24 protein-coding genes are annotated in these 22,268 nt (G+C 41.7%); 5 read left to right on the top strand and 19 right to left on the bottom strand.

Annotated features, from left to right (window positions below; translation table 11 throughout):
* Window positions 1-18: 18 nt before the first annotated feature.
* Window positions 19-480 carry a nucleoside deaminase gene (locus VK664_RS24035; RefSeq protein WP_461401263.1) on the top strand — a complete coding sequence of 154 codons (462 nt, stop codon included), beginning with the start codon at window positions 19-21 and terminating at the stop codon, window positions 478-480.
* A gap of 273 nt (window positions 481-753) precedes the next feature.
* Here VK664_RS24035 and VK664_RS24030 read toward each other — a convergent pair whose 3' ends face one another.
* Window positions 754-1,482, bottom strand: a complete 729-nt coding sequence (locus tag VK664_RS24030; RefSeq protein WP_461401262.1) for a 3-keto-disaccharide hydrolase — start codon at window positions 1,480-1,482, stop codon at window positions 754-756.
* A gap of 48 nt (window positions 1,483-1,530) precedes the next feature.
* Window positions 1,531-2,898: a Gfo/Idh/MocA family protein gene (locus VK664_RS24025; protein ID WP_461401261.1), complete on the bottom strand. Its 1,368-nt coding sequence runs from the start codon at window positions 2,896-2,898 to the stop codon at window positions 1,531-1,533.
* Window positions 2,899-3,168: 270 nt separating this feature from the next.
* Between VK664_RS24025 and VK664_RS24020 the strand changes: the two genes are divergently transcribed.
* Window positions 3,169-3,777, top strand: coding sequence for a superoxide dismutase (locus VK664_RS24020; protein ID WP_461401260.1), 609 nt, complete (start codon window positions 3,169-3,171; stop codon window positions 3,775-3,777).
* A gap of 100 nt (window positions 3,778-3,877) precedes the next feature.
* The gene (locus tag VK664_RS24015; protein WP_461401259.1) at window positions 3,878-4,471 is read left to right on the top strand and encodes a hypothetical protein; all 594 of its coding nucleotides are present in this window, start codon (window positions 3,878-3,880) and stop codon (window positions 4,469-4,471) included.
* A gap of 111 nt (window positions 4,472-4,582) precedes the next feature.
* Here VK664_RS24015 and yidD read toward each other — a convergent pair whose 3' ends face one another.
* From yidD to gldC, 17 genes are all read right to left on the bottom strand, one after another.
* Window positions 4,583-4,813 carry a membrane protein insertion efficiency factor YidD gene (gene yidD / locus VK664_RS24010; protein ID WP_461401258.1) on the bottom strand — a complete coding sequence of 77 codons (231 nt, stop codon included), beginning with the start codon at window positions 4,811-4,813 and terminating at the stop codon, window positions 4,583-4,585.
* A 40-nt stretch (window positions 4,814-4,853) separates the two neighbouring features.
* A complete protein-coding gene (locus tag VK664_RS24005) occupies window positions 4,854-5,423 on the bottom strand; it encodes a ribonuclease P protein component (protein WP_461401257.1) in 570 nt (189 codons plus the stop codon).
* Between the two features lie 252 nt (window positions 5,424-5,675).
* Window positions 5,676-5,831, bottom strand: a complete 156-nt coding sequence (gene rpmH / locus VK664_RS24000; protein ID WP_458922041.1) for a 50S ribosomal protein L34 — start codon at window positions 5,829-5,831, stop codon at window positions 5,676-5,678.
* 168 nt (window positions 5,832-5,999) lie between these two features.
* The gene (locus VK664_RS23995; protein WP_461401256.1) at window positions 6,000-6,929 is read right to left on the bottom strand and encodes a DUF6252 domain-containing protein; all 930 of its coding nucleotides are present in this window, start codon (window positions 6,927-6,929) and stop codon (window positions 6,000-6,002) included.
* A 158-nt stretch (window positions 6,930-7,087) separates the two neighbouring features.
* The gene (gene murI / locus VK664_RS23990) at window positions 7,088-7,921 is read right to left on the bottom strand and encodes a glutamate racemase (RefSeq protein WP_461401255.1); all 834 of its coding nucleotides are present in this window, start codon (window positions 7,919-7,921) and stop codon (window positions 7,088-7,090) included.
* A gap of 160 nt (window positions 7,922-8,081) precedes the next feature.
* Entirely contained in the window at window positions 8,082-8,684 is a 603-nt protein-coding gene (locus tag VK664_RS23985) for an OmpH/Skp family outer membrane protein (protein ID WP_461401254.1), read from the bottom strand.
* A gap of 122 nt (window positions 8,685-8,806) precedes the next feature.
* Complete coding sequence (locus VK664_RS23980; protein ID WP_461401253.1) at window positions 8,807-9,316, bottom strand: OmpH/Skp family outer membrane protein; 510 nt, start codon at window positions 9,314-9,316, stop codon at window positions 8,807-8,809.
* Between the two features lie 158 nt (window positions 9,317-9,474).
* Complete coding sequence (locus VK664_RS23975) at window positions 9,475-12,231, bottom strand: BamA/OMP85 family outer membrane protein (RefSeq protein ID WP_461401252.1); 2,757 nt, start codon at window positions 12,229-12,231, stop codon at window positions 9,475-9,477.
* A gap of 136 nt (window positions 12,232-12,367) precedes the next feature.
* The gene (locus VK664_RS23970) at window positions 12,368-13,129 is read right to left on the bottom strand and encodes an isoprenyl transferase (RefSeq protein ID WP_461401251.1); all 762 of its coding nucleotides are present in this window, start codon (window positions 13,127-13,129) and stop codon (window positions 12,368-12,370) included.
* A gap of 54 nt (window positions 13,130-13,183) precedes the next feature.
* On the bottom strand, window positions 13,184-14,032 hold the full coding sequence (gene porG / locus VK664_RS23965) for a type IX secretion system protein PorG (protein WP_461401250.1): 849 nt from the start codon (window positions 14,030-14,032) through the stop codon (window positions 13,184-13,186).
* 160 nt (window positions 14,033-14,192) lie between these two features.
* Window positions 14,193-15,068, bottom strand: a complete 876-nt coding sequence (locus VK664_RS23960) for an NAD kinase (protein ID WP_461401249.1) — start codon at window positions 15,066-15,068, stop codon at window positions 14,193-14,195.
* Between the two features lie 51 nt (window positions 15,069-15,119).
* Window positions 15,120-16,577: a POTRA domain-containing protein gene (locus tag VK664_RS23955; protein ID WP_461401248.1), complete on the bottom strand. Its 1,458-nt coding sequence runs from the start codon at window positions 16,575-16,577 to the stop codon at window positions 15,120-15,122.
* 132 nt (window positions 16,578-16,709) lie between these two features.
* On the bottom strand, window positions 16,710-17,369 hold the full coding sequence (locus tag VK664_RS23950; protein ID WP_461401247.1) for a CBS domain-containing protein: 660 nt from the start codon (window positions 17,367-17,369) through the stop codon (window positions 16,710-16,712).
* A 92-nt stretch (window positions 17,370-17,461) separates the two neighbouring features.
* The gene (locus VK664_RS23945; RefSeq protein WP_461401246.1) at window positions 17,462-18,238 is read right to left on the bottom strand and encodes an alpha/beta fold hydrolase; all 777 of its coding nucleotides are present in this window, start codon (window positions 18,236-18,238) and stop codon (window positions 17,462-17,464) included.
* 188 nt (window positions 18,239-18,426) lie between these two features.
* A complete protein-coding gene (locus VK664_RS23940) occupies window positions 18,427-18,984 on the bottom strand; it encodes a CvpA family protein (protein ID WP_461401245.1) in 558 nt (185 codons plus the stop codon).
* A 5-nt stretch (window positions 18,985-18,989) separates the two neighbouring features.
* The gene (locus tag VK664_RS23935; protein ID WP_461401244.1) at window positions 18,990-19,442 is read right to left on the bottom strand and encodes a GatB/YqeY domain-containing protein; all 453 of its coding nucleotides are present in this window, start codon (window positions 19,440-19,442) and stop codon (window positions 18,990-18,992) included.
* Window positions 19,443-19,562: 120 nt separating this feature from the next.
* On the bottom strand, window positions 19,563-19,907 hold the full coding sequence (gene gldC / locus VK664_RS23930) for a gliding motility protein GldC (RefSeq protein ID WP_461401243.1): 345 nt from the start codon (window positions 19,905-19,907) through the stop codon (window positions 19,563-19,565).
* 290 nt (window positions 19,908-20,197) lie between these two features.
* Here gldC and VK664_RS23925 point away from each other — a divergent pair, with 290 nt between their 5' ends.
* A complete protein-coding gene (locus VK664_RS23925; protein WP_461401242.1) occupies window positions 20,198-21,382 on the top strand; it encodes a choice-of-anchor E domain-containing protein in 1,185 nt (394 codons plus the stop codon).
* Between the two features lie 106 nt (window positions 21,383-21,488).
* Window positions 21,489-22,241, top strand: coding sequence for a DUF4290 domain-containing protein (locus VK664_RS23920; RefSeq protein ID WP_461401241.1), 753 nt, complete (start codon window positions 21,489-21,491; stop codon window positions 22,239-22,241).
* Window positions 22,242-22,268: the final 27 nt, after the last annotated feature.

Here is a 22,268-nt window from a genome sequence, read left to right as displayed (position 1 = left end):
ATCTTTTAATATATTGCTATGACGATCGCTATGACTGATGCTATGACTGATGAGCATTTTATGAAGCAGGCTTATAAAGAAGCAATAAAAGCTTTTGAATCGGGTGAGGTACCTGTGGGTGCGGTTATAGTAATGAACGGGCAGATTATTGCACGTGGTCATAACCAGGTTGAAAAACTTAATGATCCTACTGCTCATGGAGAGATCATAGCATTAACTTCTGCATTCAATTTCCTTGGCAGCAAATACCTGCCTGAAGCAACAATTTATATTACCGTTGAACCATGTTTGATGTGTGCCGGAGCTCTTTACTGGAGCAAGATATCTCGTATAGTCTGGGGTGCGGATGACGAAAAAAATGGTCATAAAAGAATCACAGCATCTAACTGGCCTTTTCATCCGAAAACAGAAGTCAGTAAAGGAGTTATGAAAGAGGAATGTGCAATGTTGATGAAAGAGTTTTTTAGATCGAAACGTTGAGAGAGTGATGAGTGATAAGTGATGAGTGGAGTGGTGAGTTGTGAGTGGTAAGTGTGTTGATGAATTGATGAATTGGTGAGTGTGTGGGTGTGTGGGTACTGGGTTGGTGAGTATAGTTGATAACGGAGTTGTATAAACGAAAAGTCCCACTTGCTGCGGGACTTTTGTTATTAGAAAAGACTTATTAAAGTATTTTCTTTGGGACTACTTTGGGACTATACCATTCTTTGTGGTAATAGCGTTCTCATCTTTGTGGTAATGGCGTTCTCAGGGCTATAACTTTTTTATCTTGATGTTTTTAAACCATAGGCCGCCTCCATGATCCTGTAAGGCGATATAACCCGATTTGGCCATGGCCCAATCTGCTTTATCCCTGAACTTAGATTTTGCTTTCAGCTCCTGCCATTCTGGAGTCCAAAGTTCGAAATCAGCAACTTTTTCACCATTAAGCCAGTGTTCAACATGAGCCTTGTTTACGATGATTTTGGTTGTATTATATTGGCCGGCAGGTTTGGCAGTCAGTTTTGCCGGTGGATGCATATTGTAATCGGCCCCGCTTTTTTGCCAGTCTTCCAACTTGTCTTTATACCCGTTGTCATCTATCAATTGATATTCGGGACCTGATTCATAAGATGACCCATGAGCTTCAGTCGCGCGATAAACGATACCACTGTTAGCACCTGGCGCAACTTTCCAATCAATTGATAATTCGAAATTGTCATATTTATCAGCAGTTATCAGATCGGCCCTTTTGCTGACGCCTTCAAGCTTACAGCTTAGTTCGCCATTAGCAACCAACCAACCATCGGAAGTTTTGTTTTGATAAGTTCGCCAACCTTTGGTAGACGTACCATCAAACAATAATTTCCAACCTTCTTTTTTCTCTTGTGGAGAAAGAGTGTTGTCTTTGCCGGCCATCCAGTCAGCAGAGCCTGCTGTGATAAACGACATGGTAGTGATTGCAGCTACTGCGACCACTCCCTGGATAATTCTTTTGTTCATATAGAGTTGATTTGAGTTCAAAAATTATTAACTAAGCAACTTCAATTATTAACTAAGCAACTTCATGTTTTTAGGATCCCATTTGATTGGTTTCTCCTGGTAGTAACTATCATTACAAAGCAAGGCAGGTGCTGCGGCGCGGTAGCCAAATACTGCATCCTCAATCACTGGCTTTCCACCACGGATAGCACGTATCCAGTTATAATGATGATCATAATGTGCACCCTTGTATCCTTTCTCAACCAGGAATTCTGTTACCCCGGGCGGTGTCATTTTTTTACGGTCATAATCTTTTTCATATTGTCTTTCAGAGAAATACTTCGCATAATTTTCAGGAGGCCAGAATTTATTTGTTGTGAGAGTTACCTTATCCCATTCAACATCCATAGTTCCTTCATTACCCACAAGACGTAGTGAACTGTTACCACCTGATCCATCAACAAAATTCACACGAAGTGATAAGTTAAATGCACCATGTTTTTCAGAAGCGGGATAGTCAAACATTCCCAGCAGAATATCCGGCACTTCACGCCCATCTTTCCAATACCTTAATCCGCCTGTCGACATGATTTTAGTTGGCCCTGTAGTTCCGACAATTGAATGCAGACTTGAAAACAGGTGTACAAACAAGTCACCTGATACGCCGGTACCATAGTCTTTGAAGCATCTCCATCTGAAGAATCTTTTTGGATCGAAAGGACGATCGGGGTATTTATTTAAGAAGCGTTTCCAGTCTACTGTAGTTGTGTTCCCATCAGCCGGCATATCATATTGCCAGGCACCACCAGGAGTATTACGTGCCCAGAATCCTTCTGCATAATTCAGTTTACCTATAGCTCCGGCTTCAAGAAGTTCTTTTGCTTTTTCATTTCCGAGCGAACTCATTCCCTGGCTTCCTACCTGGAATACTACTTTGTTTTTTGCCTGGGCTGCCAACACTTCAGGACCTTCTGTTATGTCGTGCACCATTGGTTTCTCACAATAAACTGCTTTGCCATTATTCATGGCAGCAATTGAAATATCTTTATGCCAATGATCCGGTGTTGCAACAATTACTGCATCAATATCCTTCCTGGATAAAATTTCACGGTAATCTTTCGTTACAAAAATATCATTGCCATATTTCTTTTTTGCGTCAGTCAGTCTGCCATCATAAAGATCGCAGGCAGCAACAAGTTTAACGCCCGGGATACTTGTACATGTTTCAGCATCTGCGTTACCCATTCCACCACAACCAATCAATGCAATCTGCACATTGTCATTAGCAGTGTAGCGTTCACGTTTCATCCACTCTACATGTTTTTGTTCTTCGGCAGCACTGGCAAAGGATGGAATGATGGTAGCGGCAGCAACACCTTTACTAACCTTTTGAATAAAATTCCGGCGTGAGTTGCCGTTATTTGCATTTTTGCTCATGTTTGCTTATAAAAAATTTAATGAAACAATATTTTTTCGTCGGGTAATTTAGTTATAAAATCCTTGTTGGGCTCCAAAAAATTGAGTTGCCGGGGCTGGCCACGTTTTTGATTGCAAATGCTTCATAAATAAATGATTCCGCATGCAAAACAAATCTTTCTGTTTGTGGATCAACTGAACAAGTATAAATTTGTTATGTAACAACAGCCCGTTGTACTACGTGCATTTTTTCATTAATATATTTTATCATTAATAATTAATATCAGTATTATGGCTTTTACACTTCCCGCGCTACCTTACGCGCCAGACGCACTCGAACCTCATATAGATAGTCAAACCATGCAGATTCACCATGGCAAACATCACCAGGCCTATGTCGATAATCTGAACAAAGCAGTTGCAGGCACTCCAAATGAAAATAAATCAATAGAAGAACTTGTTGCTTCAGCGGGATCAATTAGTCCGGCTGTTCGTAACAACGGTGGGGGGCATTGGAACCACAGTTTTTTCTGGCAGATTCTTTCACCAGGTGCCGGTGGTGCTCCATCCGGAAAAATTGCTGAAGCTATTAACACTACGTTCGGTTCTTTTGAAGCTTTCAAAGAAAAATTGAACGCGGCTGGTACTACCCGCTTTGGCTCGGGTTGGGCCTGGCTTATTGTGAAAGACGGTAAACTGGAAGTAACTTCAACACCAAACCAGGACAATCCTTTGATGGATATTGCCGAAGTAAAAGGAACACCCGTATTGGGTGTTGATGTTTGGGAACATGCCTATTATCTTAAATATCAGAATAGAAGACCAGAATATCTGGCCGCTTTCTGGAACCTGGTTAACTGGAAAAAAGTTAACGAGCATTTCGAAAAAGCATCAAAATAAAAAAAGCATCAAAATAATTTAATCAGATTTTCATGTTAATCCCGGTCCACCAGCACTGTTTGTGGACCGGGTTCTTTTTTAATCTTTCTATATTTATCAGATGAAACAACTTACAACAATTGCAGCCGCTGCTTTATTTATGTTTTTTAGTTCATGTTCAGATGGTGGTAAAGTAGTGTTGGTAATGGGAAGCGGTAAATTGACACCTGGTGAAAACAGTGTTACTATTGAACCTGGCAGCCGGCACAATGAAGAAAAAATCCGCCTGACAGCGGACAAGATTACAGTGAATGGATTTGATGGTGTTAAAGAAGTTTCAATACCTGAATCAGGATTATATGTACTTAATCTTAAGAAAGACACATTGGTTGGAAGTTATCAGCGTGTGGTAGAAGGTTCTGGTGAACAGCGGATTACCCAGGAAGTTTTACGTGCACGGGTAGATAGTCTTAACCAGCTGATGGTTGGCACAAATGTTAACGCAACAAACAGAAACTTTTTTCTTCCACCGGGCCAGGTAGCAAAGATCAGTACTAACACTGATGCACAAGTGATAGGACCCTATCTAAAAATGCCAACCACTTTCGAAGGTGGGAAAGAACATGAGATCTATAAATTTTCAACGAATAAAGAAATAAACGAGACAATCCAGAAGATAAAGCCGGTGATGAATGCAACGGATTCCGCTAAATAAATAATGGGCATCTCTGGATTCAGTGCACTTGTAATTTGATTCAGTATACATGTAATTTGAAGGCGGGGGTTTTGGTTGTTAGGTTGTTAAGAAACATCCTGGATCTTAGCATTACGGTACGGGGTCTTCCCCATGTCCGCCCCAGGGATGACAGCGCGAAATACGTTTAATGGTCAGCCAAAAGCCTTTAAATAATCCGTACTTCTTAAATGCCTGGAGCGCATAATTAGAACAGGTTGGAGTGAAACGGCATTGTGGTCCTAGCCATGGAGAAATCACCCACTGATAGATTTTTATCAGTGCAATAAACGGATAGCTTAGTACCTGCATTATTGATTTCATCCGTTAATTTGTTTTATCCTAACTGGTCGGCAAGCTTATTTTATCGCAATTGGCCGGCAAGCTTTTTTAAGGCCAGTTTCATTTTTTCATCAACAAATTCATAGGCAGGAAGTTCTTTGCCAGTATAGATTATAAAGATTGCCATTGAAATCTGAGCGCCTTCCCTGGTAATTACATCCAGGAGGGTGCTTTTTTGTTTCCGGTAACTTTCCCTTAGTAATCTTTTGATCCGGTTCCGATGCACCGCTTTTTTAAAATTCCTGCTGCTTACACTAAACCCGGCCCTTAAATCACCAGGCAATCGGCTCACCTGCAACGCATTCTTCTCCAAAGAACCCGTATTTTGTAGATCAAGTTGTGAAGCACCCATTTTCAAAGTCTCTTCCGAAGGACCTGAACCTAAGGAATTGGACTGGACATCCTGCTGATCAACCGGCTTGTCAACGATTAATTTAAATGTGATCCGGATTGGATGTGCGGCAACACTTTTCCCCTCCTTAAACAGTAGTTCAATGATCTTCCGGCTCTTAAGCCTTTCAGTGCTTCCCAGTGTCTGACTTGATTTAATAACGTTTAATTTATTGGTTAAGCTATGCCCGATCAATGACATTTATGCCTTAATTTTTCTCATAATGCATTTTATGAGCCATAATCCATTATTCATAATCCGTAATGCCTGGCTTGTATCACCGCTTCCCTATAACTCATGAATCCTGTCTCATTTCTTATATTTCCACTCATAACTCCTCATCTCATAACTCACTCATAACTCATAACTCATAAATCATAACTTGTATTAATAAAAAAGCCCCCACACAATGCGGGGGGGCTGAATATTGTTCGGTTGCGATAGCTTGCTATATTACTTTAAGCGACTTTCGTCGGAAACACTAAGCTTCTTACGACCCTTTGCTCTACGGCTTGCAAGTACTTTACGGCCATTGGCAGTTTGCATACGTTTACGAAAACCGTGAACACTTTTACGGCGGCGCCTGTGTGGCTGGAATGTACGTTTCATTGTTTACTTTTTAATAATTACTAACCCGTTTCTGGAACATTGCCTGTGGAGAAACAGGCATCATTTCAAACTACAGCACGGGCACCATCCCGTATCTGCCGTGAAAGGGACGGCAAAGGTACAAAAAATTGAGTATGTGAACCAACAGGTTTTGAGCTTTTTTTCGTGCTATTTATAACTGATGGAAAATGATCCGTTTGTAATTGCTTTTGTGGCTCCTGTTTGCAAAACCTCACCGGTGAAATTGAAACTACCTTTAATTTTTTTATTTACCGTGTCATGCTCAGTAATGGTCAGTTTTCCTGAACTAGCGAGATAAGGCTCGTTTAAACTATGATTATACAGGCCGACATACCCTCCAATGAAATCGAAGTTATAAGTTCCTGCAATAATATTAGCCGGAAACTGGAGTCCAAGGGCTTTGGAACCATCAGTCTGGGCACCATTGACGATAATTTTATCCTGGAACAAAAAGCCGCTCACATCGGTGGGTTTGTAATTGGAACCATTGATTGTTGCCTGGAGCGAATTACCGGCCTGAATAGGGCCACCCGGTCCTGTACCACCGCCTATTGTTGTCGGGGTAGATCCATAACTGAGGTTTTCAAATACTCCGTCGATAATCGTTTTCTGACCATTATCCAACTCGCGGAATAGTTTTAGCTCGAAGGTACCCGAGATTAATCTTTGGACTGTATCGATCTTTGTAACATAGACTTTACCACCAGCTTTCACCTGATCCTCACTTTGGTTAGTAGTATATGCTTCATTATTTGTCTCAGTGCTGTCTGTCCAGGCTGCTACATGCAGCGAATTCTGATCGAGTGTAAATTCGCCGGTTGAGGTGGCATCAAGCGTGATGATAAAGGCTTTTTTATCATAGCTGATCCCGTAAATGGCAGTAATGTCATCAGTTATTGTTGCCTCGGCTATCCTGTCTGCTATCCAGACTTTGCCATTGATGGTCATCCTGAGTTTGCCCGAACTGGTGTTTGTGTTGCCCGTGTTACCCAGCGTATCGACGCTCATTTCTTTTCCACAGGCCGCCAGTAATAATATACCGGTTAAGGCCAGGCCCGTTTTCATAAAGTTTAACATGTTCAGTTTGTTAGGTTGGGATTATAAGTTTTCAAATAACCGTTTTCAAATAACCGTTTTCAAAATTACTAAAACGTCCGCAAGGCTAAATAATTGGCTAACACATGAATTTTAATGTGGTAACCGGCGGGATTTTAATCTGGAAACCGGTGAATGATTTAGAGCTTTGAAAGATGAGATGATTTAAGCGATGTTCCATAAAACTGGGATGCATGCCTGTCAAAATCTTCCGTGGAATCTGTAGTATAAAACCGGCGACCCATCTTTCGGCTGATCTTTGCCTCTATCGCCGGATGGCGCCTAAGATAATCAGCAAGTTTACCGGCCACAATTTCTCCCTGGCTCAGCACCGACACCGAGGGTGGAAGGAGATCCTTAATTTGTTGTTGTATCAGCGGATAGTGAGTACATGCTAATAGAATCGCATCAATGTCCGGATCTTTAGCCAACAGGTTATTGACATGTCGCCTGATAAAATAAGCAGCTCCTTCCGAATCCTGTTCGTTATTTTCTATCAGTGGAACCCAGATCGGACAAGCTTCCTGCGTCACTTTCATACCCGGAAAAAACTTATCAATTTCGATCAGGTAAGAACCCGAAGCCACCGTACCGGTCGTGGCGAGGATGCCGATATGACCGGTGGAAGTATGCTCCCCAATAGTCTCGGTAGTTGGCCGGATCACACCTAAAACCCGTTTTTCTTCTCCCAAAAGAGGCAAGTCGTTTTGCTGAATGGTTCTCAATGCCTTGGCAGAAGCTGTATTGCAAGCCAGGATTACCAGCGGGCAATTCTGGCTAAAAAACCATTTAACGCATTCAAGGGTGTACCGGTAAACCGTATCGAAGGAGCGGGGGCCATAAGGGGCACGGGCATTGTCACCAAGATACAAATAGTCGTAAGCCGGCAACTTCTGTACAATCTCTTTCATGACGGTTAATCCGCCATAACCTGAATCAAAAATGCCTATAGGAGCATCCATAGCTGCAAACATATATTCAAAAATTGAACAATCAAATCCTCAAATTATCTTCAGAAACGATCAAAATTATCTTCAAAAATGATCAAAGATGTCTTCCTAAAGATGTCTTCCTTATACGAAAAAGCCGCTCCATACCGGAGCGGCCTAAATAATTTATAAGTTTTAAACTTTATTAGTTCTTGGTCTTAGGATCCTTGGTTGCTGGTGGTACAGCAGCAGGGCCGGCAGGTGGTGTTTGCCCAGGTGCTGTATTGCTCGAAGCATTAGCTGGCAACTTGATGTTCAGTTTTTTTGCAACCAATGGCAATACATTATCGCCCGGAGGAGCAACCAGCACACTTTCTCTTTCGAAAATATAAGTAAACCCGTTTTCTTTAGCAACAGCCTGGATGGCATCCATTGCTTTCTTATAAATCGGGCCCATCAGACCTTGTTGTCTTTCAGTTAATTGTTGTTGAATTCTTTGTTCTTCACCGGCCAGGTCCTGGTACAATTTCTGTAATTCAGTACGCTTAACTTCCTTAACGGCCGCCTGGAGAGTAGCAGAATCTTTATAAAACTTATCAACACTTGCCTGCAGATTCGTTTCTTTATCTCTCAGATTCTGAACAAGAGCTTCCTGCAATTGTCTGACGGTAGTATCAGCTTTTGCGTATTCTGGCATAAAATTGATGAGTTCCTGGGTGCTGATATACCCGTACTTTGTTTGAGCAGTTAGCTGGTTAGCTGCCATCAACATAATAGCAAACATTCCGGCAGTTAAAAACTTTTTCATTGTCTTTTGTTTTTAAGGTCGCAGAGATAAACCGATGCGATGTTGTTTTAGTTTTAAAATCAGATTAAAATATAAGTAGCGAAAAAACACCCATGGGTTGTATTTACCGCATGCCTTTGGATTTATTTAACACCCAGTTCTTTTAATACATCCTCGCTACGATCCAATTTTGGGTCGGCAAAGATAACAGTAATTCCTTCACTTTTATCTAAAATAAAATCAAATTGACGGTTCACGGCAATTTTCTGGATAGCGTTATAAACCTTATCCTGTATAGGTTTCACCAATTCCTGGCGTTTTTTAAACAGGTCACCTTCAAATCCAAAACGCTTGCGTTGCAGGTCACGGACTTCTTTCTCGCGTACAAATAATTCGTCTTCCCGGCGTTTTTTTAACTCATCACTCAACATAACCTGTTCAGCGTCAAAGTCCTTGTACATTTTGTCCAGGAAAACTTGTTTATCATCAATTTCTTTCTGCCATTGCCCGCTAAACTGCTCAAGTTTCTTTTGAGCGTCTTTATAATCGGGTATTTTTTCTAATATGTACTTTGTGTCAACAATACCATAGCGCTGAGCCTGCACAAGTGCCAGCGATAGAATCAGGGCGGTTAAGATGACTAACTTTTTCATACAAATGTTTTTACCGTTGATTTTTTCGAATTACTGATCCTGTATATCATTAATGATCCGGCCTGAAGATAATGTAAATCCCCTTTTTTACATAATGGGGGGAACATCAAATCGCGGAGGATAATCAAATTAATGTTGATTCAAATTAATGTTGATAATTATTCAGGTTCGAAGCCTAACATGAAGGTAAAGCGGGTTGCATCCTTGAAACTTCTTCCCGGATTCAACCTGTCAAAGCCAACACCGTAGTCAAATCCAAGCAAGCCAAACATTGGCAGGAAGAACCTTGCACCAACACCGGCGCTTCTCCGGAGACGGAAGGGATTGTAAGATTTATAATCATACCATCCGTTGGCCGCCTCAAACCATACAGTTCCATAGATAGTAGAACTCGGATTGGTTGTAAACGGATATCTTAACTCCAGGGTATACTTATTAAACATTGTGAAGAATGTAGTCGCGTTCTGTTGATCAGGATTGACTTTTGGGTTAGAGGTTTCGTAAACCGGGTAACCCCTGTGGGCAATGATATCATAACCCAGGATGAAGTTTCCATTTGCAAGACCAGCATCACCGACCTGGAAACGCTCAAACGGTGAGAAGTCGATATTCTTATTATACCTGCCCATGAAGCCGTATTTCGCAGCCACTTTTAACACAAACTGGTTGGTACGATCCGCGCCAAATGCTTTCCCGATTGGAATATACCATTCTGCATTAAATCTCCATTTATGGAACTCAGGTGATCTAAAGCTGGATTCAGGAGTCACATTATCCATGAATAATGAATAAGGTGGGGTAAACTGACCACTTAAGAGGAAGTTTGATCCGCTTGTTGGAAATATCGGGTTTGGACCAGCCGAGTTACGACCGATGGCAATTTTAAAACTAACGTTGTTAGAGACTCCACTATCAAAACTGGATGAGAATATCGGGTAATTGTGGAGGTTATACCTTGTATAAGCCAGGGTATACACAATGGAGAAAAAGTCATCCGGCCATTTCAATTGTTTACCGAGTGAAACTGAAGCTCCAAAGTTTTTTAAACTATTGGTATCACTAAAGAAATAACGGTTTGTGCCAGGATTGAAACCACCTGTACGGAACAAACTTTTATATAAGGCAACAGTAAGCGAATTCTTCTTTTTACCACCAAGCCATGGTTCGGTGAATGAAAAGTTATAACTCTGGTAGGCTCTACCGTTACTCTGTATACGAAGACTTAACTTCTGACCGTCACCTGTTGGTAAAGGATCCCAGGCAGATTTTTTGAAAATATTTTTTATGCTGAAGTTGTTGAATGAAACTCCAAGCGTACCGGTAAGACCAATACCACCACCCCAGCCGGCAGAAAGTTCCAACTGATCAGAAGATTTTTCTTCAACGGTGTAATTTATATCAACCGTACCATCATCGGGGTTTGGAACCGGGTTGATGCCGATTTTTTCCTGGTTGAAAAACCCAAGTTGCGCAATCTCACGATTTGTACGAATCAATTCCTGCCTGCTGTATTTTTCACCTGGCAAAGTCCTGAGTTCACGACGAACAACATGTTCTTTTGTTTTTTCATTACCTGATATGGTAATGTTTTTATAAACAGCCTGTGGCCCTTCAACGATACGGATTTCAAAGTCTATCGTATCATTATAAACTGCTGTTTCAACAGGAGAGATCCTTGAAAACAAGTAACCATCATCCTGGTAAAGACTATTAATATCGCCACCTTCCGCACTGAGTTCAGTTCCGAGCTTCCTGTTCAAGGTTGCAAGGTTATAAATATCACCTTTCTGTATTCCGAGAATCAGGTTCAGGATTGAGTCGCCGTATTTTGTATTTCCTTTCCAGGTAATATTTCCGAAATAATATTTACGTCCTTCAGCCACTTTGAGATCAACAAAAAGATTTCCTTTATTATTAAAATACTGGGTATCCTTTTCTATCGACGCATCACGGAAACCCAGGGAATTATAATAACTAAGCACCTTCAGCTTGTCTTCTTCATATTTTTTCTCATTGAATTTGGCAGAAGAGAAGAGTTTAAATCTGAAATAAGGATCAAGTACTTCCTTTGTTTTTGATACTGAAAGGGGACCGGCATCAGCCAGGTATTCGCGGAAGCTTGGAGTTGAATTTTCACCATAAGGACTTGTCTGTTGGATAGGATGTAAAGACAATCGCGACATCTCCTTGGTTCCTTTCATTTGCTTTTTCAGCCTCTGCTCATTCACGACCTCGTTACCATAAAAGTTCACATCACCGATACGAACCTTATTACCTTTCTGTACGATAAAATTCAATATGATTGAATTGGGAAGTGCAGGATCCGGTACTTCCTCGATAGTGACTTTAGCACTTTGAAATCCCTTCTCTGTATAAAATTTTTGAATGGCCTCAGTGGCATTCAGCTTTACATTTTCTGTAACCACCCTGCCAGGAACAAGGCCGGTTTTTGGACGCAGTTCATCTATTTCTGATTTTTTGACTGTGCCTTTCAAAAAATATTTTGACAACGCAGGACGCTCAAGTACATTGATTTCTACAAAAAGATTTGATCCCTCCAGCTTTGTAAAAAAAATCTGGACGTTCGAAAACAACTTTTGGTTCCAAAGATTATTAATGGCTTTGCTGAAATTATCTCCCCCGGGGATGGTTACACGATCTCCAACATTGAGCCCCGAAATTGAAGTAAGTAGTTGTTCGTCGTATCGCTTGGTACCAGTAACTTTTATGCCTCCAATGATGTATTCTTTAGGTTGCCTCGACTCTGTGATTTCAAGTAAACGTGGATCGATAGAATTCGGAACAGTATCTGTAACCGGTGTGCGGACCGAATCAGTAACCTGTGCGCGGACTGCCTTGGAAACAGGCAGGATGGACATTGTGATAAAAAAAATCTGAGTAAACTTCCGCAGCATTCCGGTTATTTTTGAGTTGAGCAAATTAAAAGGATTTATTAAAAATGATATGTTAAAGATGACCTCCCGGGCAGTGTCCGGGGGTAATCCTTAAAAATTAACGTTAGTGGGCGGAGAAGGAAGAATTTTGTGCTCATCAGGTCATGGCGATTTCATTGTTGATCTGGTCGCCGGTTTTACCAAAACGTCTTTCTCTTTTTTGGTAATCTAAAATAGCTTCATATAAATTTTCTTTCCTGAAATCGGGCCAACGCACCTGGGTAAAATATAATTCTGCATAAGCAAGCTGATAGAGCAGGAAGTTGCTGATCCGATATTCACCGCTGGTTCTGATCATCAGTTCAGGATCCGGCAGCTGGCTTGTGGTCAGGTATTGTTGAAGGGTATCCTGCGAAATCACAGCCGGGTCAAGCTTTCCAGCCTTAACATCTTCGGCGATATTTTTTACTGCCTGCAATAATTCCCAGCGGCTGCTGTAGCTGAGGGCCATAATCAGGTTCAGGCCTGTGTTTTTGCTGGTGATTTCGAGCGATTCTTCGAGTTGTTTCCTGGCATATTCAGGCAACATCTTGGTATCCCCGATCACATGCAGCCTGATATTGTTCTTGTTGAGTGTCTCGGTTTCCTTCCGAATGGTTTCTGCGAGCAGCTCCATCAAACCAATTACTTCGTATTCCGGGCGGTCCCAGTTTTCGGTTGAAAACGCATATAAGGTGAGATATTCGATTCCAAGTTCCGCCGCTCCTTCCACGATATCACGCACGCTCTCTACGCCATGGAAATGGCCATACAGGCGGTCCTGTCCTTTTTCCTGCGCCCATCTTCCATTACCATCCATAATGATGGCAATATGGCGGGGCAGGCGCTCGAAATTAATTTGCTCCTTCAGGCTCTGCATACCTCTTTTTTTGAAGGGCACGAAGGTACAAAAATATTAGGTGGAGCAACGTTTTTAGTTAGCCGTTGGGCAGCGATAAGAAGTAATATTGAAGGATACAAAAACCTCGGCAATAATATATTGGTCCTTTTGCTTGGAGAAACCTCTCTGGCGACCCTCGATACCAATGATTTCACCGGTTTCATAAGATCTGTCCTGGAGCAATCTTGCCTGTGATGGCGTACCATCGGGAAGCAGTGGGAACTTGTCGGCACCAATATAAGTGGTACTTACGTCATCCAGGTAGTCGGTAGTTGTAAAGCGATGAGTTATTTCTGCGCCGATATTGATCCTGTCATTAATGGCATATTTTACACCAACACCCAAAGGAAACGCGAAGGCCATAGTATTATAGGGCTTGCGGTCCGGATATTCAGGCCGGCCCTGGCCCTCAGTGGCCAGTGAACGCAGGAAAATCTTTTGTTTATTAAGATATGCGTAGGGGTCATAACTGAAAACACCGACACCGAGCGTTACATATGGAGTGAAGCTATGATAAGGATCGCCGGGCAAAAACTTGAAAAAATTGAAATCACCCTGGACGGCGAGTTCAAATATATTTGAATTGAAGCTGAGGTTCCGGCGGCGCTGATATTCGTTATCGGTAGTATAAACATCGGAATAACCAAGCTGGGTATAGTGTGCGCTCACCCGCATTCCGACATAATTGCCAAATTGTTTACGGAAAAAAGCGCCGACCGCCAGTTTTGGGCGATTAATCCGTGCCTGGGTATTAAGATCGCCAAAATAATGACCGGCACCCAGCGACAGACCGATTTCTCCCTGCTGAACAATACTTTCGTATTGAGCTTTGGCAAAATTTACAGCACTAGCCAGCAGAACAACAAAAAACAGCTTCTTCATAAATTCAGTATAAAAATTGTTTAGTCTTTGAAACAACGGTTTTCAGGGGGATGTGGGACTAGCAATTCTAAAGGAGTACTGAAAAGGGTGTCAATATATTAACTATAATCGACAGCTACAATGAATAACGCTGGATTTCTTATTTTCTTTTATAAATGATTTAATTTCTTGTATCAAGACCCCAGGAAAGTTTATTTCTAAGCGTTTGCAGGAAATTATTTTCATTCAGTCTTACCAGGCTCATGGTAAAACTCTCTCTTCTTACTGCTATTTGTATTTGTTTATCTACAATCTCCCTTCTCGAGTCAAGTGCTACAATGAACTGTTCGGTCCGACCCTCAACTTCGAAAGAAATGATATTATCATCCGGCACCACGATCGGTCTTACATTCAGGTTATGCGGGGCGACAGGAGTAATAACGAAACTTTCTGAGTCGGGAAATACGATGGGACCATTGCAGCTCAATGAATAACCTGTTGAGCCGGTAGGGGTCGAAACAATTAAACCATCGGCCCAGTAAGTATTCAAAAATTCGCCATTCAGATAAGTATGTATCTTGATCATGGGCGAGGTATCTGTTTTATGTATGGCAAACTCGTTCAGACCATAAGGTACGTTATTAAATATAGCCTGGTTGGCATCGAGATGAACAAGTGAGCGTTTATCTATAACTATTGTACGGTTAACAATAGCCCTCACAGCTTTGTGCAATTCTTCGCGACCGATACTTGCAAGGAAACCCAGCCTTCCAAAATTGATCCCGATTACAGGTATGTTTTTATCTTTTACAAGTATTACGGTGTCGAGCAAAGTGCCGTCGCCACCAAGGCTGATGAGAAAGTCGAAGGAATCATCCAACTGATCGGGACTATTAAAAGTTGAAACCGCCGCGGGAAAATTAAATCCCTTGATGGCTTCGTAAAAAGGATAGTAGATAACCGGATCTATTTTTTCTTTCGCAAGTTCTTCCAGCAGTTGCAAAACCTGCACATGATTGTCCAAATCTAATACCCTGCTGTAAATTGCTACTTTCATCTGTTCATGATTATTATCCCAACTAAGAATCAGGCAAACTTATGAAGAAGATCAAAAATCCCCCTTAATATGTAAAAATAGGCCGTTTTCTCCCAATTGATTAAAGCTGTAATCAAACCGGAGAATGAAATCATAGAAAGTGACTATATCAACACCCGCGCCGGCTGTGTAAAGCATTCGATTGGTTAAGTTGTTGGTATAAGTATTTTTGCTATAATTATAACCGAGGTCACCAAATGTCCGGGCATAGATTCTGAAAGGAATGCGATCATGCGATTTCGATTTAAGATAAGTTGGGATACTGAAACGAAACAATTCTCTTCGTAGTGTCTGACGTGATAGTAAACCACCTACACCATCAATAACATATTTCTCAAGTCCCCGGAGGTAAAAGTCATTATAACCAAACATTCGCTGATTAATATAAGGCTGTTCAAAAGGAAATCTTAGCACTCCCTGTCCCGACCAACCGAAATACGTTTTTTGGGCTACTTCATAATTGAGATTAATTTTACCGGCAACCTGCCACATATTCATATCGGCATGAATCCCCCTCTTAAGAAAACTAAATTCCCCTTGCCAGCCTTTGAGCGGGAACGGGATATAATCAACATTGAAGTAATTTAAAGAATAGGATATTTCAGGATAAGTAACGCTCGTTTTTCCGTTGTTAAAATATTTAGGATTGAGGACTACTATACCACTGTCGACCTGTTCATTTGTTAAACCGATGCTGATCCCGTGAAAAGTTCTTAAACCCGGACGATAAGTATATTCAATGCTGCCTCTCCATCGGCGGATTCCATCGTTCAGGCTGTCAACAAATTGCTGTTGATTGTCCAGCGTATTATAATTGACTTCTTTGTTCTTTGAATACTGAAAACCGATTTTATATCCGTGTTTGAGAGATTTGTCGGCATAAGGCTGATCATACTGGAATTCGATCTGCCGGCTATAACCTGTAATAAGCCATAAACGTAGTTTATCATTCCGGCCTGTAAAGTTGTAATGAGTGAATTTAAATCCATAGTTCACACGGTCAAGGCCATAACCCTGTTTGGCCCATTCCGACAAATTTCTGTCAATTGGTTTAAGATGCGGAAGGGGAAATATGTACCAGCGTTCTTTCACCTGGATCACAATATCAACTGCGTTGCCGCGGAAAGACTTTAATGCTACGATCGCTTCATTAAATAACTTGGTATTCATTAACTGTTGGCGGGCAATTTCAAATCCTTTAACCAGGTCCGGCAGATACACCGAGTCTCCGGTTTTAAATGGTAATTCCCGTGCAACTATATAGGATTTTGTTCTTTTGTTGCCTGCAATAAATATTTCACCAATAACGAAAGGGGTTCCACCGGCAACTGGTTTAACTACCACCCGGGAGAGTTCTACCGACGGTACAGTATCAGTATTCTGCAACCTGACACTGTCAGACTGTTGGGCATTAAGGATTGCGCAACTCCACAGAAACAAACCAATAAAGGCGTAATATTTCTTACCCATCCGCATGCCGGCAAACGCGCTCTGTAATTTTTGAATGATAGGTTTAGATTGAACCCCAGCTACCCAGGGGTTTGTAAAAATGTAATATAAGGTTTCCCGGGTAAGCGTTTATTAAATCTGGCCGGCAGGGAATCAAATATTCAGATAATTCATCAGGTGATCATAGTTGTCTTTCAGCTCATTTTGATACAATTCTTCCCCGAAGTAGTATTTTATCTGGTAATCGTAGCGCTGAAATGTTGCAATGATGTCGCTAATCTCGAACTTATTTATCTTAAGGGTCACGAAAAAGGCCATTGCCTGCGCATCCCAGTAAGTATTTAGTTGTGTGATCTGCGCGTCATTGGTTTCGACCAGTTTACTGATTTCTGAAAATGAAAAATTCCTTTGGTCCATTTCAAGAACAATTACTCCACCCGGGTCACTGGCACCAGTTATTTTTCCAAAATTCTTTAACAGATCAGTTGCCTGGATTACCCCGATAAACTCGTTTTCTTTCTCAACTACCGGTACAACAGTAAGGTTATAATCATTCGATGCCTGAATTGCCTCAATGAAATGGGTGTTTGCATGCACCGCGATTCTTGAGAAATGATCACTTGCCGAACTGAGGACTGCATTTTCATCCATGTCCAGTAGATCGTTTTCAAAAACGAGGCCAAGGTATTTTTCCTGGGCGACCACAGCCAGCTGCGATACATGAAACTCACTCATAAGCTCCAATGCCTGGAAAACCTTATCCTCCGGGTTAAGCGAAGGAATAGTAGATGATATAATTTCTTTGTTTAACACGTACGGGGATTTAGCTTCTTTACGAATCTTGTTAATCAGCTCTTTTCATATATACGGGGAAAAGAGCATGTTGGTCTGCAAGACGGCAAGAATCAGGCGACCGCTGCAGGTTCGCTTAATTTTGTCAAAAATTTGTGAAGGATAGAATTAAATTCCCCCGGAGTTTCCATCATTGGTGCATGACCACATTTATCAATTAAATGCAGTTCAGAGTTTGGAATCAGCCTGTGAAACTCGCGCCCCACAAAAGGTGGTGTCACGGCATCATTGTTTCCCCAAACCAGTAGTGTCGGTTGTTTGATCTGGCTGATTTCTTCCCCCAGGTTGTTCCTGATGGCTGATTTTGCCAGCGCGATAATCTTGATGGCCTGTATCCGGTTATTTACAATACCATAGACCTCGTCTACCAATTCTTTACTGGCAATCTTTGGATCGTAAAAGGTAAGTTCTGTTTTTTTGCGAATGAAATCGTAATCACCTCGTTTTGGATAAGTATCACCCATACCGTTTTCAAAAAGCCCTGAGCTCCCGGTCAGAGTCAATGATTTTATTCTTTCCGGATGTTTTAAGGCGTGAAGTAGGGCGACATGTCCTCCCAATGAATTGCCAAGCAGATGTACCTGGCGATAATCCTTATGTTCAATGAATTTATGTACGAATTTTTCAAGTCCTCCGACAGAGGTATGCAGAAGGTCGAGTTCAAACAATGGAAGTATTGGCACTACCACCTTGTAATGTTGCCTGAAGTATTCAATCAGATCCATGAAGTTGCTGAGCGCACCGAAGAGTCCATGTAACAGGACCAGCGGTTCACCCGTGCCCTCTTCTATAAATCGGAATTTTTGTTCTTGTTTAATCTCGTAATTCATCGTCTAAGTCAGTTCAGGTCAACCAATTAACTGCTAAAATACTTGATTTAGCCGAAAAAAACTACCCCTTGCAAAGCAAAGAACATTTTTCTTAAATGTCAAATTTAGTGCAATGCCGGGCGAATCCCTGATTATTTTAGAGGTGCAGACATGTCTCGCTGTCACAAACTGAAGTTCTCAACGCATTTTTAGCTGATCCTGTTGTTTGGCTGAGGCACTTTCTCTGATAGCCTGCCAAAAAATTCCTGCAATTCTGCAAACATATCTTTAAACCATGGTAGCAGTACCCCTATTCCATCTATAACGAATGGACCTACCGGTTTGATATAGACATAAGTTGAAGAACTATCCAAAGTATCCTGGTTAAAAAAGTTCATTTGAACCGCAAAAAACAGGAGTACACTGAAAATCAATATATACATAATTGCATATAGGAATATTCCTGCAATCCGGTTCACCCAGCCGAGCATGGCCAGTTCCATGGTGGATTGTATCACTGCAGCCAATAGCCTTACCAGGAGCACGACAACAATAAACACCAGGCCAAAAGCCAGGAACGGCAGCCACCTTGCTGAAACATTTATGGAATCATCAAGATAAGCGGCTACGACGGTAGAAAGTTTCAGCGCAGCCACAAGGCCTACTATAAATGCGATCATGGAAAACAATGCAACGATAAATCCCCGTTGCAATCCTTTGACAACGGCCATGATCATCAGCCCAAGCAGGATTATGTCGATGATCATACCCGCTATTTGGCTAATAACTGTTTTACGATTGCACTTACTGTTTTACCGTCTGCTTTACCTGCCAGTTGTTTTGTGGCCAGTCCCATCACTTTTCCCATATCGGCAGGTGAAGAGGCACCGGTACTTGCAATGATCTCACTTACTATTTGTTTGAGCTCATTTTCGTCAAGCTGTTTAGGCAGGAACTTTTCAATCACTGCGATTTCTTCCTGTTCTTTCAGGGCAAGATCTTCCCGGTTTTGCTGCTGAAAGATCTCCAGAGAGTCCCTCCGTTGCTTTACCAGTTTCTGTAATAGTTTGATCTCGGCATCCTCGTTGATTTCACCACCTGCCCCTTCCGAGGTTTTGGCTAAAATAATAGCGGCTTTGATTGCCCGGAGACTTCTTACCGATTTTTCGTCTTTTGCGAGCATAGCGGTTTTCAACTCGCCCATTATTTGTTGTTCTAAACTCATTGTATTTTATTTAGGCATTAAAAAGGCCTGTTTCCTTTAGTTAATTTTTCAAATTTTTGCGGGCGGCTTCTAAGGCGTTGTGTTCATAAAGCGTTTTGTAAGTCAGGGGTTGCTTAATCCTCAGGCCTTGCTCTCTTTCAATTGTATTGCCCTGAATTTTTCATAGAAGTCCTTCGCAAATTTTTTCATGTCGTCAACCAACTCCTTTTGGTGAGTGGCCCTTTCATAACTGTCGGCCATGGTGACCAGGGTCTGATAATAAAAATCTGCCATCTCATCAACCATCATTTCTTTTGTCCATAAATCTACCCGCATGGCTGTGCGGTCATTTCCATCCCATAAAGAAAGGATCATTGCTTTGGCAGGCCTGGCTTTTTCTGCGGTACTTTCGCTCGCTTCCCAGCTTATTTGCTTAGGCACCTTTTTATCGTCCAGCGAAACATTGATCGTAATTTTTGATTCCATTATACCTGTATTAAAAATTAAGTGCTTATCAGCAAAATGCAAAAATACAGGTAATCAGAGTAACTATCTTTTTTGTTGCCGGGCACCGGGTTTTCGGCTATTCTCAACGCGAATTACTGAATATCATTGATTACCAGTATAGTGAAACCCTTATCTGGAGCAGGATTGCGGAAAATACTAACCTTTTATTTAAGTATTAACACTTTGCATTCAGCCGGGACTCTATGTACTTTTATCCCACTCGTATTCCGACCAATAACAATCCACTCATATCACCAAACTCAGTTCCTATGAAAACAAATCTACTCATCACCTTATCCTTAACCGCCTGCCTGGCAGGCATCATAAGCCCATTGGCATCAAAGGCTCAGTGTCTTTGCGATGGTGGCATACCACCGACTGAAGTTAAACATTTGTTTACCCTGGATACTACAGATGCAGCTTCTGCCACTATAATATTCCCAAAATTTAATCCCACAATTGGAACGCTTACCTGCGTCCAGTTCTCCGATACAATATCATTAGTATCGACTACACATGTAACGAACACAGCGTCATTTCCCGTGACCTTTAAGTTTTTGATGAGTGCTACAAACGAATATACCGGTCCGGGATTCTCTGTAAACGAAACCGCTACAAGAGTTTATGGTCCCACCACTTTGGGAAGACATGATTCAGCGGATAAGGCCGTTTACGGACCTGATACCTTGTTTGAAAATAGTTCTCACCAATCAAACACGTCTGATGTTACTGGTTACTTTGGAGGCACAGGGGACGTATCATTCGATTACACAGTGAATGGCGGACTGCTTACAACACAAGGGGGTATGAACGCCGATTATCAGATCATTTCCAGATATTGGGGAAACTTTGGCCTAACGTACTACTGGTGTCCAACTATAGTAATGTCTACTAATATTAAAAATTTTACTGCTGTAAAAAGCAATAAAAACGTTAATCTCACGTGGATAGTAGGTAATAATCTAACATCTAATACCTATGAAATCCAAGTCAGCAAAAATGGCCGTGAGTTCTTCGGAACAGGCAGTACCCAAACCAGCTCTGCTTCATCGGGCGCTTCGGCAAAATACGCCTATCAATATAACCCTAATCAGGCTGTTACAGGTCAATTATACTTCCGCATCAAACAAACAGATGCAAACGGGAAGATAAGTTACTCCACAGTGAAGGCCCTGAATATGGACCATAATACCGCAAGCACCTTCTCTGCATATCCTAACCCGGTTGTGAATAAGGTATCGCTGCAATTTGATGCAAACCTGGACGGTGATTTCAATATCGATGTTACCAACCAGGTAGGCCAGGTAGTGATTTCAAGACCGATGCGATTAAAAAATACCAATCTTATTGATTTAAACCTTGGCAAAGTGAATGCTCCGGGACTGTACTATGTACGCGTAAAGGATGCATCAACCGGCCAGGTGTTTACAAATAAGATTCTGATAAACCGTTAAACCTGTGATTTACCAATAAACATTTCCAGAAAAAAGGCCCCTTTTAAGGCCTTTTTTCATTTTGGAGTTACTTCATTACTTTTGTACTATGCTGAACATGGAGAACATGGAATACAATACAACAAGAAATCACCTCATCATGCGAGAATATGGCAGACATATTCAGAAGATGATTGAATACCTGTTGACTATTGAAGATAAGGAAACCCGCCAGAGGAATGCGTATGCGGTGATTGAGCTGATGGGATTTCTGAATCCGCATCTTAAAAATGTTGAAGATTTCAGACACAAATTGTGGGACCATTTGTTCCTTGTTTCTGATTTTAAACTTGATGTGGAAAGTCCTTACCCCATCCCGACCAGGGAAACACTGAGGGCAAAGCCAAAACCACTTCCTTATCCAAAAAGATATCCCAAATTCTCTCACCTGGGTAAAAACCTGGAGCTGGTGATCAATAAAGCACTGAAAGAAGAGAATCCTGAAAAACGCCAGGGGTTTGCGAACGCAGTTGCCTATTATATGAAACTTGCTTATAATAACTGGCATAAGGAAACGGTTCATGATGATGCGATCCAGGCCGAATTGACCAGTTTAACTGATGGTCAGCTTGAATTTACCAACACGCCTTATGTGAGAAGTCACAGACCAAACGAGGGACGTGAAAACAATCGCGGTGGTAGTGGCAGTTACGGAGACTTCCGCAACAAACGCAATAACAACAACAATAATCAGAAGTTTCAGCCCCGTGGCGGCGGAGCAAGCGGTGGTCCGGGACGAAATGATCGTAACGATCGGAATGACCGGAACGACCGGAATGCGGGCGGCGGCGGTGCCAAGTTCAAAAAAAGATTTAAATAATAACGGCCCACTGTATTTAATCAAAGG

The sequence above is a fragment of the Flavitalea sp. genome, from assembly GCF_035489435.1.
Classification (GTDB): Bacteria; Bacteroidota; Bacteroidia; order Chitinophagales; family Chitinophagaceae; genus DATHKG01.
The sequence above is the reverse complement of the archived record's forward strand: the minus strand, read 5'-3'. Positions and strand labels throughout refer to the sequence as shown.

What these genes read in the sequence shown, in the direction of transcription:
- VK664_RS24035 (WP_461401263.1), top strand. Translation starts at nt 19, where the DNA reads ATGACGATCGCTATGACTGATGCTATGACTGATGAGCATTTTATGAAG.
- VK664_RS24030 (WP_461401262.1), bottom strand. Translation starts at nt 1,482, where the DNA reads ATGAACAAAAGAATTATCCAGGGAGTGGTCGCAGTAGCTGCAATCACT.
- VK664_RS24025 (WP_461401261.1), bottom strand. Translation starts at nt 2,898, where the DNA reads ATGAGCAAAAATGCAAATAACGGCAACTCACGCCGGAATTTTATTCAA.
- VK664_RS24020 (WP_461401260.1), top strand. Translation starts at nt 3,169, where the DNA reads ATGGCTTTTACACTTCCCGCGCTACCTTACGCGCCAGACGCACTCGAA.
- VK664_RS24015 (WP_461401259.1), top strand. Translation starts at nt 3,878, where the DNA reads ATGAAACAACTTACAACAATTGCAGCCGCTGCTTTATTTATGTTTTTT.
- yidD (WP_461401258.1), bottom strand. Translation starts at nt 4,813, where the DNA reads ATGAAATCAATAATGCAGGTACTAAGCTATCCGTTTATTGCACTGATA.
- VK664_RS24005 (WP_461401257.1), bottom strand. Translation starts at nt 5,423, where the DNA reads ATGTCATTGATCGGGCATAGCTTAACCAATAAATTAAACGTTATTAAA.
- rpmH (WP_458922041.1), bottom strand. Translation starts at nt 5,831, where the DNA reads ATGAAACGTACATTCCAGCCACACAGGCGCCGCCGTAAAAGTGTTCAC.
- VK664_RS23995 (WP_461401256.1), bottom strand. Translation starts at nt 6,929, where the DNA reads ATGTTAAACTTTATGAAAACGGGCCTGGCCTTAACCGGTATATTATTA.
- murI (WP_461401255.1), bottom strand. Translation starts at nt 7,921, where the DNA reads ATGTTTGCAGCTATGGATGCTCCTATAGGCATTTTTGATTCAGGTTAT.
- VK664_RS23985 (WP_461401254.1), bottom strand. Translation starts at nt 8,684, where the DNA reads ATGAAAAAGTTTTTAACTGCCGGAATGTTTGCTATTATGTTGATGGCA.
- VK664_RS23980 (WP_461401253.1), bottom strand. Translation starts at nt 9,316, where the DNA reads ATGAAAAAGTTAGTCATCTTAACCGCCCTGATTCTATCGCTGGCACTT.
- VK664_RS23975 (WP_461401252.1), bottom strand. Translation starts at nt 12,231, where the DNA reads ATGCTGCGGAAGTTTACTCAGATTTTTTTTATCACAATGTCCATCCTG.
- VK664_RS23970 (WP_461401251.1), bottom strand. Translation starts at nt 13,129, where the DNA reads ATGCAGAGCCTGAAGGAGCAAATTAATTTCGAGCGCCTGCCCCGCCAT.
- porG (WP_461401250.1), bottom strand. Translation starts at nt 14,032, where the DNA reads ATGAAGAAGCTGTTTTTTGTTGTTCTGCTGGCTAGTGCTGTAAATTTT.
- VK664_RS23960 (WP_461401249.1), bottom strand. Translation starts at nt 15,068, where the DNA reads ATGAAAGTAGCAATTTACAGCAGGGTATTAGATTTGGACAATCATGTG.
- VK664_RS23955 (WP_461401248.1), bottom strand. Translation starts at nt 16,577, where the DNA reads ATGGGTAAGAAATATTACGCCTTTATTGGTTTGTTTCTGTGGAGTTGC.
- VK664_RS23945 (WP_461401246.1), bottom strand. Translation starts at nt 18,238, where the DNA reads ATGAATTACGAGATTAAACAAGAACAAAAATTCCGATTTATAGAAGAG.
- VK664_RS23940 (WP_461401245.1), bottom strand. Translation starts at nt 18,984, where the DNA reads ATGATCATCGACATAATCCTGCTTGGGCTGATGATCATGGCCGTTGTC.
- VK664_RS23935 (WP_461401244.1), bottom strand. Translation starts at nt 19,442, where the DNA reads ATGAGTTTAGAACAACAAATAATGGGCGAGTTGAAAACCGCTATGCTC.
- gldC (WP_461401243.1), bottom strand. Translation starts at nt 19,907, where the DNA reads ATGGAATCAAAAATTACGATCAATGTTTCGCTGGACGATAAAAAGGTG.
- VK664_RS23925 (WP_461401242.1), top strand. Translation starts at nt 20,198, where the DNA reads ATGAAAACAAATCTACTCATCACCTTATCCTTAACCGCCTGCCTGGCA.
- VK664_RS23920 (WP_461401241.1), top strand. Translation starts at nt 21,489, where the DNA reads ATGGAATACAATACAACAAGAAATCACCTCATCATGCGAGAATATGGC.